The sequence below is a fragment of the Burkholderia sp. AU31652 genome (assembly GCF_002223155.1).
Lineage (GTDB): Bacteria > Pseudomonadota > Gammaproteobacteria > Burkholderiales > Burkholderiaceae > Burkholderia.
Genome location: NZ_NKFG01000005.1, coordinates 1,750,190 through 1,765,291 on the forward strand (window position 1 = coordinate 1,750,190; position 15,102 = coordinate 1,765,291).

14 protein-coding genes are annotated in these 15,102 nt (G+C 69.5%); 12 read left to right on the plus strand and 2 right to left on the minus strand.

Annotated features, from left to right (window positions below):
* Nucleotides 1-274 precede the first annotated feature (274 nt).
* The 10 genes from CFB40_RS25345 to CFB40_RS25390 all read left to right on the plus strand — a co-directional run bounded on the left by CFB40_RS25345 (nucleotide 275) and on the right by CFB40_RS25390 (nucleotide 11,216).
* A complete protein-coding gene (locus CFB40_RS25345; protein WP_089427446.1) occupies nucleotides 275-1,825 on the plus strand; it encodes a sensor domain-containing diguanylate cyclase in 1,551 nt (516 codons plus the stop codon).
* Nucleotides 1,826-2,069: 244 nt separating this feature from the next.
* Nucleotides 2,070-2,345 (plus strand): hypothetical protein, encoded by a 276-nt coding sequence (locus CFB40_RS25350; protein ID WP_089427445.1) that lies wholly within the window; start codon nucleotides 2,070-2,072, stop codon nucleotides 2,343-2,345.
* Between the two features lie 257 nt (nucleotides 2,346-2,602).
* Nucleotides 2,603-3,643, plus strand: coding sequence for a succinylglutamate desuccinylase/aspartoacylase family protein (locus CFB40_RS25355; protein WP_089432718.1), 1,041 nt, complete (start codon nucleotides 2,603-2,605; stop codon nucleotides 3,641-3,643).
* A complete protein-coding gene (locus tag CFB40_RS25360) occupies nucleotides 3,644-4,039 on the plus strand; it encodes a type II TA system antitoxin MqsA family protein (protein WP_089432719.1) in 396 nt (131 codons plus the stop codon). It abuts the gene before it with no gap.
* Between the two features lie 316 nt (nucleotides 4,040-4,355).
* Nucleotides 4,356-4,916, plus strand: a complete 561-nt coding sequence (locus tag CFB40_RS25365; protein ID WP_089427441.1) for a GNAT family N-acetyltransferase — start codon at nucleotides 4,356-4,358, stop codon at nucleotides 4,914-4,916.
* Between the two features lie 54 nt (nucleotides 4,917-4,970).
* On the plus strand, nucleotides 4,971-5,918 hold the full coding sequence (locus tag CFB40_RS25370) for an ABC transporter substrate-binding protein (protein WP_089427440.1): 948 nt from the start codon (nucleotides 4,971-4,973) through the stop codon (nucleotides 5,916-5,918).
* Nucleotides 5,919-5,981: 63 nt separating this feature from the next.
* Entirely contained in the window at nucleotides 5,982-7,031 is a 1,050-nt protein-coding gene (locus CFB40_RS25375) for an LLM class flavin-dependent oxidoreductase (RefSeq protein WP_089432720.1), read from the plus strand.
* A 7-nt stretch (nucleotides 7,032-7,038) separates the two neighbouring features.
* Nucleotides 7,039-8,391 (plus strand): LLM class flavin-dependent oxidoreductase, encoded by a 1,353-nt coding sequence (locus CFB40_RS25380; protein ID WP_089427438.1) that lies wholly within the window; start codon nucleotides 7,039-7,041, stop codon nucleotides 8,389-8,391.
* Nucleotides 8,392-8,455: 64 nt separating this feature from the next.
* The gene (locus CFB40_RS39420) at nucleotides 8,456-10,246 is read left to right on the plus strand and encodes an amino acid ABC transporter permease/ATP-binding protein (protein WP_089427437.1); all 1,791 of its coding nucleotides are present in this window, start codon (nucleotides 8,456-8,458) and stop codon (nucleotides 10,244-10,246) included.
* A 34-nt stretch (nucleotides 10,247-10,280) separates the two neighbouring features.
* Entirely contained in the window at nucleotides 10,281-11,216 is a 936-nt protein-coding gene (locus tag CFB40_RS25390; protein WP_089432721.1) for an ABC transporter substrate-binding protein, read from the plus strand.
* Nucleotides 11,217-11,314: 98 nt separating this feature from the next.
* On the opposite strand, the gene CFB40_RS25395 is transcribed toward CFB40_RS25390, so the two are convergent.
* Both CFB40_RS25395 and CFB40_RS25400 read right to left on the minus strand, forming a co-directional pair.
* On the minus strand, nucleotides 11,315-12,409 hold the full coding sequence (locus CFB40_RS25395; RefSeq protein WP_089432722.1) for an LLM class flavin-dependent oxidoreductase: 1,095 nt from the start codon (nucleotides 12,407-12,409) through the stop codon (nucleotides 11,315-11,317).
* A gap of 52 nt (nucleotides 12,410-12,461) precedes the next feature.
* Nucleotides 12,462-13,427 carry an ABC transporter substrate-binding protein gene (locus CFB40_RS25400; protein ID WP_174974265.1) on the minus strand — a complete coding sequence of 322 codons (966 nt, stop codon included), beginning with the start codon at nucleotides 13,425-13,427 and terminating at the stop codon, nucleotides 12,462-12,464.
* Nucleotides 13,428-13,727: 300 nt separating this feature from the next.
* Here CFB40_RS25400 and CFB40_RS25405 point away from each other — a divergent pair, with 300 nt between their 5' ends.
* Both CFB40_RS25405 and CFB40_RS25410 read left to right on the plus strand, forming a co-directional pair.
* Nucleotides 13,728-14,645: an alpha/beta hydrolase family protein gene (locus CFB40_RS25405; protein ID WP_089427434.1), complete on the plus strand. Its 918-nt coding sequence runs from the start codon at nucleotides 13,728-13,730 to the stop codon at nucleotides 14,643-14,645.
* A complete protein-coding gene (locus CFB40_RS25410; protein ID WP_089432723.1) occupies nucleotides 14,642-15,073 on the plus strand; it encodes a MarR family winged helix-turn-helix transcriptional regulator in 432 nt (143 codons plus the stop codon). Before CFB40_RS25405 ends, CFB40_RS25410 begins: the two co-directional genes overlap by 4 nt.
* The last annotated feature ends 29 nt before the right edge of the window (nucleotides 15,074-15,102 follow it).

Below are 15,102 nucleotides of genomic sequence, written 5' to 3' on the forward strand. Positions count from 1 at the left end.
GGTCTCCTGCGGGTCGCCGAGCTGCATTCCGTTCGCCACGATGCTGCCCCGGCGCCGGCGAATGCGCAAGCCATTCGCGGGCGTGGTTTACGACGAGTGGCCGGCGCGGCGAGCGGTGCCGCTGGCCTCCCCGGGCATCCACCCGGGCTATCCGCGCCGCCCGTGTTTCATGGTAATGTCGTGCGCATCCGGCCTGGCCGGGCGCCCGCCATGTGCCGTGCGGGCGCCGCCAGCCATCGCGACATCACGCGACATCGTGTCGAGGTTAACAACCATGGCAGTCAGGGCATCTCTCCTGCACTCCGTTCTCGCCACTCCCCCCTCCGGCAACCACCGTGTGACGGCCGCGCTGCGCCCGTCGATGCTCGTTACGCTGTTCGAAGACGTCCGACCGATGGCGCTCTCCGGGCTCGCGAGCGGCTTCGTCGCGGCCGTCGCGCTGATCCGGCTGCAGCAGCTGTGGTGCCTCGCGTGGCTGATCGCCGACGTCGGCCTCCTCATCACGCGGCTCTCGATCGCGCGCGCGTACACCGTTCAACGCAACGCCGGCGACGACCGTGCCGAATACTGGGCGTTGCGCTATGCGCCCGTGTCGCTCGTCGCGTGCTTCGTGCTCGGCCTCGGCGTGATGGGCTGCGTGCAGGCCGTCGACGTCGAGCTCGGCACGCTGTCGGTGATGGTCGCGGGCGGCGTGTTCGGCGGAATCGCGTCGCGCAATTCGGCGCTGCCGCGGCTCGCGATGATGCAGGTCGCGCTCGGCGTGCTGCCGATCGGCGTCGGTGCGCTGCTGGCCCACCGGTCGGGCGCGTGGCTGCTGCTGCCGCCGCTCGCGATCTATCTCGCCGCGATGCGCACGGTCGTCCAGCGTCACTATCGCGTGCTCGTCGCGCTGATCGCCGCGCGCCAGCGCAACGCCGAACTCGTCGCGCGCTTCGACGCCGCGCTCACTTACATGCCGCACGGCCTGTGCATGATCGACGGCGAGCGCCGCGTGATCGTCGCGAACCGGCGCACCGCGCAACTGTTCGGCTCGCCGCGCGAAATCATGCTCGATACGCCGTTGCCCGCCGTCGTCGCGGCGCTCGGCGCGAACGACGCGACCGATCCCGGCGGCGCCATTCTCGCCGCGCAGTGCGAACTCTGGCTGGCCTGCGACGAACCCGCGCCGCTCGACGTCGTGCTCGCCGACGGCCGCCAGCTCGAACTGACGCGCCACCGCGTGCCCGACGGCAACGCGGTGATCATCGTCGAGGATGTCACCGCGCGGCGCCGGACCGAGCAGCACATCCGGCATCTCGCGCGGCACGATGCGCTGACGGGCTTGCCGAACCGTCATGAACTGCATGCCGAGCTCAAGCGGATGCTCGCGCGCCGGCCGCGTGCGCCGGGCCCCGCGCTCGCCGTCATGTATCTCGACCTCGACGGCTTCAAGGCGATCAACGACCGGTTCGGTCACCAGGCCGGTGACGACGTGCTCACGCAGGTCGCCGTGCGGCTCGGCAAGACGCTGTCGTCCGGCGAGTTGGCGGCCCGCATCGGCGGCGACGAGTTCGTGGTCGCGATCGACGATACGACGATGCACACGTGCTCGCTCCTCGCCGCGCGCATCATCCGGCAGATCTCGGCGCCGTACACGCTGTCGATCGGCGAGACCGTGAGCCTCGGGATCAGCATCGGCATCGCGCTCGACGACGGGCACGGCTCTCCCGACGAACTGATCCGGCAGGCCGACAGCGCGCTGTACGACGCGAAGTCCGCAGGCAAGGGCATCTATCGTTTCTATTCGAGCGGCAGCAGCCGGGTCACGCCGGTCACCGCGAGCTGACCCGGCTGCGCCACCCGCTTTCCCCCGCCTCCGCCTCCTCCCGACGATTCAATTCCGCAACGCTTTGCGTGGCCGCACGTGTCGTCGCGCGTTCGCGTGTCACGTGACGTGTTCCGTAACATCGCCGCCCGCCACCCGTCACGTTGGCTGCAGAAGCCGGCACGATCGACGCAGCGCAAGGCGTTTCAAGCCTGGCACTCTTATTGCTCCCTGTCAGGGAAACAGGTTGTCAGGGAGACCCAACATGAATACCGTCGAAGTCCTCAGTCGCAGCGAAACCATCGACGCACTGGACGTGATCGACGGCGAATCGCTGATCCGCCGGCTCGTGTCCGAAAGCCGCATGCCGGCCGCCCGCGAGGCCCGATGCGTCGACAATCCGCCGCTGACGCTGTACGGCGCATTTCGCCAGGGCATCGCCGATCACGGCGCACGCCGCGGGAATCCGTATCGCGCCGGCAGCCGTTTCTGGGCGCTGTGGGAAGAAGGACGTCTCGAAGCTGAAACATCGGGCCGGTAACGCGGTTGCGCGCGCCGGCCCTGTCGCGGCAAGGGGCCGGCGCGAAACATCCCGCCCGAATGCAGCCGGCCGACCTGCCGGCATGCGTTCATCGCTGCAACATCGCACGGGGCCTCGCGTATCGGCTGTGCAACGCGCCGTACCCATGATCCATGCGCGTGCCGGTTGATGGTGTTCGGCGTTGCACGCGTCGGGCCCGGCGCGCGGCGGTCGTTTCCCGATAAGATGGCGAATTCCGTTCATCGAACGATGCCGCCATGACCGCCTCTTCCTCGCACCGCAATCCCATCCACTGCGAAATCGATCTCGACGCACAAGGCAAGCACGCGGGCTACCTGCGGCTGCCGCATTCCGTCCACCGCTCGGCGTACGGCTGGCTGCCGATCCCGATCGCGTCGATCCGCAACGGCGACGGCCCGGTCGCGCTCGTGATGGCCGGCAATCACGGCGACGAGTACGAAGGCCAGATCATCGTGTCGCAACTGATGCGCGAGATCGAGCCCGAGATGGTCAGCGGGCAGCTGATCCTGCTGCCGATGGCGAATTTCCCGGCGGCGGATGCCGGCCTGCGCGTGTCGCCGCTCGACGAAGGCAACCTGAACCGCAGTTTCCCCGGTGATCCGACCGGCACGCCGACGCAGATGATCGCCCACTACATCGAGCACGCGCTTCTGTCGCGCGCGGAGTATCTGGTCGACCTGCACTCGGGCGGCAGCTCGCTGCTGTACCAGGGCGGCAACATGCTCGCGATCGATCCGCTCGACGCCGACGAAGCCGCGAAGCTCAACGGGCTGCTGGTCGCGTTCGGGCTGGACAATGCGCTGCTGCACGCGCCGAATCCCGTGCATTCGGCGTCGGCCGCGCGCCGGCAGGGCGCGATCTCGATCGTGACCGAACTCGGTGGCGCGGGCATGGCCGATCCGTCGCTGATCCGGATGGGCCGCCACGGGCTGCTGCACTACCTCGGCCATATCGGCCTGCTGCACGGCGCGCTCGTGCCCGATGCGCCACCCACCGTCACGCGCTTCATGCGCGTCGACGGCGAGCGCCACTTCGTCTACGCGTACGAGCGCGGGCTGTACGAGCCGCTCGTCGAACTCGGCGACCAGGTGAAGGCCGGGCAGCCGGCCGCGTGGGTGCATTTCCCCGATACGCCGCTGCGCGAGCCGGTGCTGCACCGCTTCAAGGGCGACGGCGAAGTGGTGTGCAAGCGCGTGCCCGCGCAGGTGCAGCGCGGCGATTGCCTGTTTCAGCTGGCGGAGTTGTCGGCGCCGCCGAGCATCGGCCAGACGGCCTAAATCCGGACCTGCGGTGCCGCCAGGCTGGTCCGCGATACGCGAGACATCTCTTATACGTACAAGGGCCGGTCGACTGTCGTTCGCGATATCACCGGCGATTTCTGTCCGGCCTGCGGGGAATCGGTGCTGGATCTCGACGAGGCGACCCGTCTCGGCGAAGCGATCACCGAATTCAACAAGCAGGTGAACGCCACCCTCGTCGACCCGCAGTACATCGCGAAGGTGCGCAAGAAGCTGAAGCTGGACCAGCGCGAGGCGGCCGAGCTCTTCGGCGGCGGCGTCAATGCGTTCTCCCGTTACGAGACAGGCAAGACGAATCCGCCGCTTGCCCTCGTGAAATTGCTGAAGCTCCTGGATCGTCACCCCGATCTGCTCGCCGAAGTTCGCGCGGCATAGGCGCTCGCGCTTCAGGATCGCGCATGCGTCCGGCACACGCCTCGACGCATGCGCGATCCCCCGTCACCCCACCCCACTCCCGCTGCAAGCCTTCTGACGCTTCCCGCGAAATCCTTATCGAAATTGCTTCGTTCGCCTTTGCCGGCCGCGCCGCTAACGTGTTCAAAACGGCGGCGGCCCGCCACCCGCATCCCAGCAGGACACGCACCGGCCGCCGCCATCACGACAACCGCGTCGCGATAACGGAACAGACCGGACGGGCCGCGTGCCCGCACCCCGCCAGGAACGTCCGCATCGCGCGCCCTTCGCGATGCCCATGGCCACGACCGACCGCATCATCGACACGACGCCGCTCGACGTCCGCGCGCAACCGCTGATCGACGCGCTGATCGACGAGTATTCGACCCGTTACCACGCGTATCGGCCCGACAGCCACGCGTCCGCCCGCGAAGAACTCGCACGCTACCCGGCCGAAGTGTTCGCGCCGCCCGAAGGCGCGTTCGTGCTGCTGCTGCGCGACGGCGAAACGATCGGCGGCGGCGCGTTCAAGCGCTACGACGCGCAGACCGCCGAGCTCAAACGCATCTGGACCCGCTCGGACCTGCGCCGCCAGGGCCTCGCCCGCGTGATCGTCGACGCGCTCGAACTGCGCGCCGCGCAGCAAGGCTATCGCCGCATCTACCTGACCACCGGTTTTCGCCAGCCCGAAGCATGGGCGCTGTACGACCGCACCGGCTATACGCGGCTGTTCGATGCGTCGATCGACCCCGAAGCGTATTTCCACCTGCGGTTCGGCAAGGATCTCGCCGATCCGTCGCGCACGTCGACGCTGGCCGACCTGTGGGCGCCCGTGCCCGAACCGGTGCTGTCGCGCTGACCGCGACGGCCCCCGCTTCCCTCCGATTTCCGCTTGCCACCCCAGGACGCTTTCATGCAACGAGCCGTACCGCTTTCTTCCCGTGCCGTGCGCACGCTGGCCGCCGCGCTGATCGGCCTGACCGCGTTCGCCGCAGCCGCGGCCGCCGCCACGTTCGACCTGAGCCCCGAGCAGCGCGGCCGCCCGCGCGGCGTGGCCGATGCGGCCGTCGAGCGCGCGGTGCCCGCGTCGTTCAAGTTCGCCGAACCCGGCACGCTGACGATCGGCGTTGCGCCGAGCCTGCCGCCGATCAGCTCGTATGCGACCGACGCGCGCACGGTGATCGGCTTCGACGCCGACGTCGGCCAGCTCGTGTCCGACAGCCTCGGCCGCAAGCTGAAGATCGTCGCGCTCGCGTGGGCCGACTGGCCGCTCGCCCTCGAATCCGGGAAAGTCGACGCGGTGATCTCGAACGTCACCGTCACCGAGGAGCGCAAGCAGAAGTTCGATTTCTCGACCTACCGCAAGGATCAGGTCGGCTTCTACGTGCGCAACGACAGCAAGATCCAGGCGATCCGCGAGCCGAAGGACGTCGCGGGGCTGCGCGTCGTGACCGACGCCGGCACCAACCAGGAAAAGATCCTGCTCGCGTGGGATCGCGAGAACGTCGCGCACGGGCTGAAACCCGTGCAGATCCAGTACTACGACGACCAGGCGATGCGCATCGTCGCCGTGCAGTCGGGCCGCGCCGATGCGGTGTTCAGCGTGAACTCGGTGCTCGCGTACCAGAGCGCGCAGCAAGGCAAGACGCGCCTCGTCGGCGCGATCAGCGGCGGCTGGCCGCGTACGGCCGACATCGCGATCGCGACGCGCCGCGGCAGCGGGCTCGCCGATCCGCTGACCGTCGCGCTGAACGGGCTGATCAAGAACGGCCGCTACCAGCAGGTGCTCGACCGCTGGAACCTCGCCTCGGAAGCGATCGACCAGTCGCGCACGAATCCGCCGGGGCTGCCGAAGAGCTGAACGCCGCGCACGCTCACCGTCCCTTCACGCTTACGCCACGCTCACGCAGGAACGCCGCCCACCATGTCTTATTCGCTTTCGTTGCTGGACAAGAGTCCGATCGCCGACGGCGCAAACGCCGCCGACGCGCTGCGCTTCACCACGACGCTCGCGCAGCGCGCCGAACAGCTCGGCTACGAGCGCTTCTGGGTCGCCGAACATCACGGCACGCCGGCCTTTGCAAGCTCGGCGCCGGAGATCGTCGTCGCGCACCTGCTCGCGCACACGTCGCGCATCCGCGTCGGCTCGGGCGGCGTGATGCTGCAGCACTACAGCCCGTTCAAGGTCGCCGAGACCTTCAAGGTGCTGGCCGCGCTCGCGCCGGGTCGCGTCGATCTCGGCATCGGCAAGGCGCCCGGCGGGTTGCCGCTGACCACGCGCGCGCTGCAGTGGTTCCACGACAAGGCGCGCAAGCCGGACTTCGCGGGCCAGCTTGCGGAGCTCGACGCGTTTCTCGGCTGGGGCGTCGCCGAGGATCACCCGCTCGCCGGTGCCGTCGCGCTGCCCATGCCGCCGCAGGCGCCCGAACGCATCCTGCTCGGCGGCTCGCCGGACAGCGGCGCGCTCGCCGCGCGCAACGGCTGGCGCTTCTGCTATGCGGGGCACTTCAACGGCGACGACGCGAACCTCGAACGCTCGCTCGACGCGTACCGCAGCGCGGGCGGCACCCGGCCGCTGGTCGCGCTGTACGCGGTGGCCGCGCCCACGCGCGACGCGGCCGAGCAGCTGATCGGGCCGCTGAAGATCTTCAAGCTGCAGTTCGCGGGCGGCCAGAGTTTCAATCTCGCCAGCGCGCAGGCGGCCGCCGAATTCGCGCGGCAGAGCGGCGCGTCCGACTACCGGATCGACGAGTTGCGCCCGACGGTGCTGGCCGATACGCCCGAGCGCATCCACCGCGCGCTCGATGCGCTGAGCCGGCGGCTCGACGTCGATGCGTTCGTGATCGATTCGCCGGTGACCGACTACGCGGCGCGGCTCGCATCGGCCGAATGGCTCGGCGGCGCGCTGTCGGCCACGCCGTTGCAGGCGGCCCTCGCGGCCGACCGCTCCCTCTCCCCTGACCAGAACATGTGACGCTCCCATGACGACCCGACGATCGATTCCCTTCGGCCTGATGCTGCAAGGCGCAGGCAGCCACATGAACGCATGGCGGCACCCGAGCAACCCGCCGGACGCGAGCATCAACCTCGACTTCGCGATCGGCATCGCGCGCAAGGCGGAAGCCGCCGGCATCGCGTTCGCGTTCGTCGCGGACGGCCTCTACATCAACGAGAAGTCGATCCCGCACTTCCTGAACCGCTTCGAGCCGCTCACCGTGCTGTCGGCGCTCGCGGTCGCGACGAAGAAGATCGGGCTCGCGGGCACGATCTCGACGTCGTACAGCGAGCCGTTCACGGTCGCGCGCCAGCTCGCGTCGCTCGACGCGATCAGCGGCGGGCGCGCGGGCTGGAACGTCGTGACGACGCCGCTCGAAGGCACCGCGAAGAATTTCGGCAAGGCGCATCCCGATCACGAACTGCGCTACGAGATCGCCGACGAATACCTCGACGTCGTGCAGGGCCTGTGGGACAGCTGGGACGACGACGCCTTCGTGCGCGACCGCGCAACGGGCCGCTTCTTCGACCGCGACAAGCTCCACACGCTCGACCACCACGGCCGCTTCTTCCAGGTCGCGGGCCCGCTCAACATCCAGCGCTCGCCGCAGGGGCAGCCGGTGATCTTCCAGGCCGGTTCGTCGGACACCGGCATCGGCCTCGCGGGCAAGTATGCGGATGCGGTGTTCACGCATTCGCCGTCGCTCGACGAAACGGCCGCGTTCACGCGGCGCGTGAAGCAGAGCGCGATCGAGCACGGCCGGCAAGGCAGCGACGTGAAGATCTTCCCCGGCATCGGGCCGATCGTCGGCCGCACGGCGGCCGAGGCCGAGGACAAATACCAGGCGATCCGCAACCTGCTGACGATCGACGAGGCGCTCGCGTATCTCGGCCGCTATTTCGATCACCACGATTTCACGCAGTACGCGCTCGATGCGCCGTTCCCGGAACTCGGCGAGCTCGGCCGCAACAGCTTCCGCTCGACCACCGACCGGATCAAGGCCGACGCGAAACAGAAAGGCCTGTCGCTGCGCGAGACGGCGCTGGCGGTCGCCACGCCGCGCCCGAACTTCATCGGCACGGCCGAGCATGTCGCCGACGAGCTGATCCGCTGGCACGACGCCGGCGCCGGCGACGGCTTCATCCTCGGCTTCGCGGTGCAGGCGCAGGGCGTCGAGGATTTCGTCGAACTCGTGATTCCGGTGCTCGAGGCACGCGGGCGCTACAGCCGCGACCTGCCCGGTGCGACGCTGCGCGACCACCTCGGGCTGCCGCGCAAGGCCAGCCGCCATGCGGCGCCCGGCGCGCCGCACGAAACGGCGGCCGAAGCGCACGCCTGACACCCGCCGCCGCGCCGCCCGTGCACGGCGCGCCCGCCCGACCGATTCGAGGATTTCCACCGACATGAGCGACACGACCCACCTCGGCGGCGCGCTGCCGCCGCTCTCTTCCCCCGGCGCGCGCGACGCCGGCACGCGTTTCCGGATCGTGCCCGCGCGCCACCGGTCGCGCACGGCCGGCACCGTGCTCGCCGTCGCGCTGATCGCGATCGTCCTGCATTCGATTCTCGGCAACCCGCAATGGGGCTGGCCGGTGTTCGCCGAATGGTTCCTGTCGCCGCCCGTGCTGTCGGGGCTCGCGCGCACGCTGGTGCTGACGCTGCTCGGCGCGGTGTTCGGCCTCGTGCTCGGCGCGTTCGTCGCGCTGGCCCGGCTGTCGCGTTCGCGGCTGCTGTCGGCGAGCGCGTGGACCTTCGTGTGGCTGTTCCGCTCGATTCCGCTGATCGTGCTGCTGCTGATCCTGAACAACCTCGGCTACCTGTACGAGCATGTGCGGCTCGGCGTGCCGTTCACCGACATCGTCTGGTTCGACACGCCGACGACCGACCTGATCAGCCCGTTCCTCGCGGCCGTGCTCGGCCTCACGCTCCACCACGCGGCGTTTTCCGCGGAGGTGATTCGCGGCGGCATTCTCGCGGTCGACCAGGGCCAGCTCGAGGCGGCCGCCGCGCTCGGGCTGCCGCGCGGCCGCCAGACCACGCGGATCGTGCTGCCGCAGGCGATGCGCGCGATCCTGCCGACCGCGTTCAACGACCTGATCATGCTCGCGAAAGGCACGTCGATGGTCTACGTGCTCGCGATGCCCGAGCTGTTCTATACGGTGCAGGTGATCTATCGCCGCAATCTCGAAGTGATTCCGCTGCTGATGGTCGCCACCGTCTGGTACCTGATCATCCTGACCGTGCTGTCGGCCATCCAGGTGCAGGTCGAGCGGCACTATGCGCGCGGGGCGCTGCGCAACCCGCCGCCGTCCGTCATCACGTTCGCGCTCGCGCGCCTCGGCGCACTGTGGCGGCGTGTCACGTCCCGTCACGCGGCATCGGTCGCGCAGGCTCACGGCGACAGCGACGCGGCGACCGCCGTCGCACCGCGCGCCGGCGGCGAAGTGGCCGTGCATGGCGTGTCGAAGCAGTTCGGCATGCAGCGCGTGCTCGACAACGTGTCGTTCGTCGCGCCGCGCGGCAGCGTGACCGCGATCGTCGGGCCATCGGGCTCGGGCAAGTCGACGCTGCTGCGCACGATCAACCATCTCGAACGCGTCGACGACGGCTTCATCGACATCGACGGCGAACTGATCGGCTATCGCCGCGACGGCGACGTGCTCTACGAACTGAAGGAGCGCGACGTGCTGACGCGGCGCACGGCCGTCGGGATGGTGTTCCAGAACTTCAACCTGTTCCCGCACCTGACCGTGCTCGAGAACCTGGTCGAAGCGCCGGTCGTCGTCGGCGGCATCACGCGCGACGCCGCCGAACGCATCGCCCGCACGCTGCTCGCGCGCGTCGGCCTCGCGGACAAGGCCGATGCGTACCCGCGCCAGTTGTCCGGCGGCCAGCAGCAGCGCGTCGCGATCGCGCGGGCGCTCGCGCTGCGCCCGAAGGTGCTGCTGTTCGACGAACCGACGTCGGCGCTCGATCCCGAGCTCGTCAACGAGGTGCTCGACGTGATCAAGGAACTCGCGCGTTCGGGCACGACGCTCGTGATCGTCACGCACGAGATCGGCTTCGCGCGCGAAGTCGCGGACAACGTGCTGTTCATGGAGCGCGGGCGCATCGTCGAAGCCGGGCCGCCGGCCGTCGTGCTCGACGCGCCGTCGCATCCGCGCACGCGCGCGTTCCTGTCGCGGGTGCTGTGATGCGCACCGCTCACGACCTGCGAGGTGCCGCACGATGACCGACCGACGCCAGTTCATGACCGCGGCGCTGGTCGCGGCAGCGGGCAGCCTTCCATGGCACGCGGTGCAGGCAGCCGCCGCGACCGCGGATCTCGATCCGCGCCAGGCCGGCCGCCCGCGCGCGCAACCCGACGACGCGGCGATCCGTGCGGCAGCCGGCTACCGCTGGGTACGCGACGGCGCGTTCACGGTCGCGATTTCACCGCACGCACCGCCCGTGTCGACCTACGCGACCGACGCGCGCACCGTGGTCGGCGCCGACCCCGACTATGCGCAGCTCGTCGCCGACGCGCTCGGCCGCACGCTCGTGCTGCTGCCGATCGCGTGGGCCGACTGGCCGCTCGGGCTGACGTCCGGCAAGTACGACGCGGTGATCTCGAACGTCGGCGTGACCGAGAAGCGCAAGGAGAAATACGATTTCACGACCTACCGGCTCGGGTTGCACGGCTTCTACGTGCGTACCGGCAGCCCGATCGCGAAGCTCGCCGAGCCGAAGGACATCGCCGGCCTGCGCATCATCACCGGCGCGGGGACGAGCCAGGAGCGCATCCTGCTCGAGTGGAACAAGCGCAACGAGGCGCAGGGGCTGAAACCGGCCGAGCTGCTCTATTTCGACGACGATGCGGCGTCGCGCGTCGCGCTGCTGTCGGGTCGCGCCGATGCGGAGCTGAACCCGAACGCGTCGCTCGCGTACGAGGCCGCGCGCACCGGCAAGATCCGCCGCGTCGGCGTCGTCAATGCGGGCTGGCCGGCCAACGCCGACGTGGCGATCGCGACGCGGCGCGGCAGCGGGCTCGCGCCCGCGCTGACGCTTGCGACGAACGCGCTGATCGGCAGCGGCCGCTACGGGCAGGCGCTCGTGCGCTGGGGTTTGCAGAGTGAGGCGATTGCGCGTGCGGAGACCAATCCGCCGGGGCTGCCGTCGTTTTGACGGCGTCGATGGGGCGATGCCCGACATGACATCGCCCCGGCACATTGCACGATGGCAATGCCGGGGCGCGTCGAAGCAACATCGCTGGCTGTAGAAGCCTACGCCGTCACCGCCGCGTGATACCGGTCGAGTTCCGCGACCTGCGCATGAATCGCCGGAATCAGCTCGCGCCCGTAATCGAGCGCGTCGTCCAGCGGATCGAACCCGCGAATCAGGAACGTCGACACGCCGAGCCGGTAATACGCGCCGAGCGCCCGCGCGACCTGTTCGGGCGTGCCGACCAGCGCGGTCGAATTCCAGCGTGCGCCGGTCAGGTTGGCGACACCCATCCACAGCCGCTCGTCGAGCACGTCGCCCTGCGCGGCCGCCGCCATCAGCCGTTGCGAACCGGCATTCTGGGGCGCATGGCCGGCGATCGGCTGGCCGTTCGCGAGCCGCGCCGCGCGCACGCGTTCGCGGATCGCCTCGGCCTTCTCCCATGCGGCCGCCTCGGTGTCGGCCACGATCGGCCGGAACGACACGCTGATGCGCGGCGCACGCCCGAACGGCGCGGCGGCTTCGCGCACGCGTGCGATCTGCTCGCGCACCGACGCGAGCGGCTCACCCCATGTCATGTAGACATCGGCATGCTCGCCCGCGACCGCCAGCGCAGCCGGCGACGACCCGCCGAAATAGATCGGCACGTGCGGCCGCTGCGCGCCCTTCACGAGCGGCGACGCACCGCGCAGCCGGTAGAACGCACCGTCATGGTCGACCGGCGCGTCGGCCTGCCAGATCCGTTTCAGCACGTCGAGATATTCGCCGGTGCGTCGGTAGCGCGCATCGTGCGGCACGAAATCGCCGTCGCGCTGCAGGTCGGCATCGTCGCCGCCCGACACGACGTTCAGCGCCAGCCGGCCGCCGCTGAACACGTCGAGCGTCGCGATCTGCCGCGCGGCGGCCGACGGCACGATCACGCCCGGCCGGTGCGCGAGCAGGATGCGGATACGTTCGGTCGCGGCAGCCGCGAACGACGCGACGATGAAGCCGTCCGCCGCGTTGCTGAAATGGCCGACCAGGATCTGGTCGAAGCCGGCGGCCTCGTGCGCCTGCGCGAAGCGGCGCACGTAGTCGGGCTGGACGGCCGCGCCGCCCGGTACGTCGACCTCCGCGCCCGGTGTCGCGGTGATCATGCCGATGATGTCGACTGGCATGTCGGGATGTCCTTGGGGTGCTCGATTGGAAATCGTGGACGGGATGGCCCGCTTACTGCGCAGCGGCCGTCTTCTGCGCCGGCGCCGCGAACGCGCCCGCATACGAGCGGTCGAGCAGCTTCGACGTGTCGTACGCGGCCGGAATCACGCCGGCCTTGTACAGGAAGTCGGCCGTGTTCTGCGCGTCCTTCGCGGCCGTCTCGTCGACCGGGCCGACGCGCTGCTTCGCGTTGTTGAGCCAGCGGTACGCGACATCGGGTTCGAGCTTCGCGCGCTTCGCCCACAGATCCGCGTACTCGCGCGGATGGTTGTCGACCCACTGGCGCGCGGCGACGACGCGCCGCAGGAAATCGGTGATCTCGGCGCGCTTGCCCGAGGCAGCCTGCTCGTTCGCGGCGACGAAGCTCAGCGCCGGCATCAGCCCCTGCGCGGTCGTCACCGGTCGCGCACCTTGCCGCAACGCGAGCGTGCTGACGAACGGCTCCCACAGCGACACGGCGTCGACCGAGCCGTTCGCGAGCGCGTTGGTCGCATCGATCGGCATCAGGTACGCGTACTTGACCGAATCGGCGCGCAAGCCCGCGTGTTCGAGCGCGCGCAGCACGAGCTGCTGGCTCCACGCGCCGCGCCATACGGCGATGGTCTTGCCCTGCAGGTCGGCCACGGTGCGCACCGGCGAATTCTTCGGCACGAGAATCGCGACGCCGTCGAGGCTCTGCCGCGACACGGCGACCACCTTCACCGGCGCGCCGCGCGCGGCCAGCGTGAGCAGCGCCGAATCGCCGAGGAAGCCGACGTCGATCGCATTGCCGTTCAGCGATTCGGCGACGGGCGCCGCGGCCTGGAAATGCTTCCACTCGATCGTGTAAGGCAGGTCCTTCAGCACGCCGGACGCCTCCATCGACGCCTGGATGTTGAAGTAGTTCTGTTCACCGACGCGCAGCGTGACGGTGTCCTTGGCCATGCCCGGCTGCGCGGCCAGCGCCAGCAAGAGTGCCGTGACGATTCGACTCAACAACGTGATCTCCCGGAGGGTTGGCGGGCGGCCGCGCGAGAGCGGCGCCCGTGGTCCGCCGTGCACGGTGGTCGGCGGAACGGATGGAACCGCTGAAGATACGTCGATCTTCATCATGAAACAAACGCAATATTCTTCTATGCAAAGATGCAAATGTTTTATGACATGGCCGGCGTCGCCGGATGCCGCCGGTCGCACTTAAGGGAATCCGGTTCGAATGAATCCTCGACAGATATTTCGCGCACGAAATAAATCACGAACTATATTTCGCATACGAAATAACTACCCGTAACGAGGACAGCCATGACCTCCGAGCCCATCGAGTTTTCCGCCGCCGACGGCTACGCGCTGCACGGCACGCTGTGGTCGCCGGACGCGCCGCCGCGCGCGCTGGTGCTGATCCATCCGGCAACGGCCGTGCCGGAGCGGCTGTATGCGGGCTTCGCGCGCTTCCTGACCGAACGCGGCTTCGCGGCGCTCACCTACAACTATCGCGGCATCGGCGCGTCTCGCCCCGCGCGCCTGGGTGCGTTGAAGGCCCGCATGCGCGACTGGATGGAACTCGACGTGGGCGCCGCGACCGCGTGGGCGCGGCAGGCGTACGAAGAATTGCCGCTGCTGGCGGTCGGCCATAGCGTCGGCGGGCACGCGATCGGGCTGTCCGCCGCGACGCCGCACCTGCGTGCGGCCGTGCTGGTCGCCGCGCATGCGGGCAGCACGCGGCTGATCACGCAGGCGGCCGAACGCCTGAAGGTGCGGCTGATCCTGCGCGTGCTCGGCCCGCTGATGTCGGCGCTGCTCGGCTACGTGCCCGGCAAGCGGCTCGGGCTCGGCGAGGACATGCCGGCCGGCGTGTTCCGCGAATGGAGCCGCTGGACCACGCTGCCGCACTATTTCTTCGACGATCCGACACTCGGCGCGGCCGAGCGTTACGCGAAACAGCAGTTGCCGATCCTCGCGCTCGGCTTCGACGACGACCCGTGGGCGAACCCGCCGGCGATCGGGCTGCTGGTAAGCTATCTGACCCGCGCGGCGGTCGAACGCCGCCAGATCGATCCGCACGCGGCGGGCAGCGGCCCGGTCGGGCACATGGGCTTCTTCCGCAGCCGCCCCGGCACCGTGCTGTGGCCCGACGTGGCCGACTGGCTCGCGCAGGCGCTCGACTCGCCGCGAACCGCGGGCCGCCCCTCCCTTTCCATTGCAGCCGGGAACCCAGCTTGAGCGAAGACCAACGACTGTTTTTCATGTTGAACATCGGCCAGCGGCGCGTGCAGCGCTGGATCGACCGCAAGGCGGAGACCGAGACGCGCGCGAGCGCCGCGCAGGCCGGCGCGCTGTTCTGTCTCGCGAAACAGGATGGCGCGCTGATCGGTGAAGTCGGCGCCGCGCTGCAGCTCGCGCCGTCGGCGATGACGGGGCTCGCCGATCGGATGGCGAAAGCCGGCCTCATTACGCGTCACGCCGATTCGGACGACGGCCGCGCGACGCGCCTGTACCTGACCGACGCAGGCCACGCCGCGCTCAAGCGTGCGCGCGTGCTGCTGCGCGAACTCAACGGCAAGCTGTGCGACGGGTTTTCCGACGACGAACTCGATGTCGTCGCGCGCTGGCTGCATGCGTTGCAGGAGCGGTTTCCGGCGGAGCGCTGAGCGGCACCTTCCGGCATCGCCACCGGCAC

What these genes read in the sequence shown, in the direction of transcription:
- CFB40_RS25345 (WP_089427446.1), top strand. Translation starts at nt 275, where the DNA reads ATGGCAGTCAGGGCATCTCTCCTGCACTCCGTTCTCGCCACTCCCCCC.
- CFB40_RS25350 (WP_089427445.1), top strand. Translation starts at nt 2,070, where the DNA reads ATGAATACCGTCGAAGTCCTCAGTCGCAGCGAAACCATCGACGCACTG.
- CFB40_RS25355 (WP_089432718.1), top strand. Translation starts at nt 2,603, where the DNA reads ATGACCGCCTCTTCCTCGCACCGCAATCCCATCCACTGCGAAATCGAT.
- CFB40_RS25365 (WP_089427441.1), top strand. Translation starts at nt 4,356, where the DNA reads ATGGCCACGACCGACCGCATCATCGACACGACGCCGCTCGACGTCCGC.
- CFB40_RS25370 (WP_089427440.1), top strand. Translation starts at nt 4,971, where the DNA reads ATGCAACGAGCCGTACCGCTTTCTTCCCGTGCCGTGCGCACGCTGGCC.
- CFB40_RS25375 (WP_089432720.1), top strand. Translation starts at nt 5,982, where the DNA reads ATGTCTTATTCGCTTTCGTTGCTGGACAAGAGTCCGATCGCCGACGGC.
- CFB40_RS25380 (WP_089427438.1), top strand. Translation starts at nt 7,039, where the DNA reads ATGACGACCCGACGATCGATTCCCTTCGGCCTGATGCTGCAAGGCGCA.
- CFB40_RS39420 (WP_089427437.1), top strand. Translation starts at nt 8,456, where the DNA reads ATGAGCGACACGACCCACCTCGGCGGCGCGCTGCCGCCGCTCTCTTCC.
- CFB40_RS25390 (WP_089432721.1), top strand. Translation starts at nt 10,281, where the DNA reads ATGACCGACCGACGCCAGTTCATGACCGCGGCGCTGGTCGCGGCAGCG.
- CFB40_RS25395 (WP_089432722.1), bottom strand. Translation starts at nt 12,409, where the DNA reads ATGCCAGTCGACATCATCGGCATGATCACCGCGACACCGGGCGCGGAG.
- CFB40_RS25405 (WP_089427434.1), top strand. Translation starts at nt 13,728, where the DNA reads ATGACCTCCGAGCCCATCGAGTTTTCCGCCGCCGACGGCTACGCGCTG.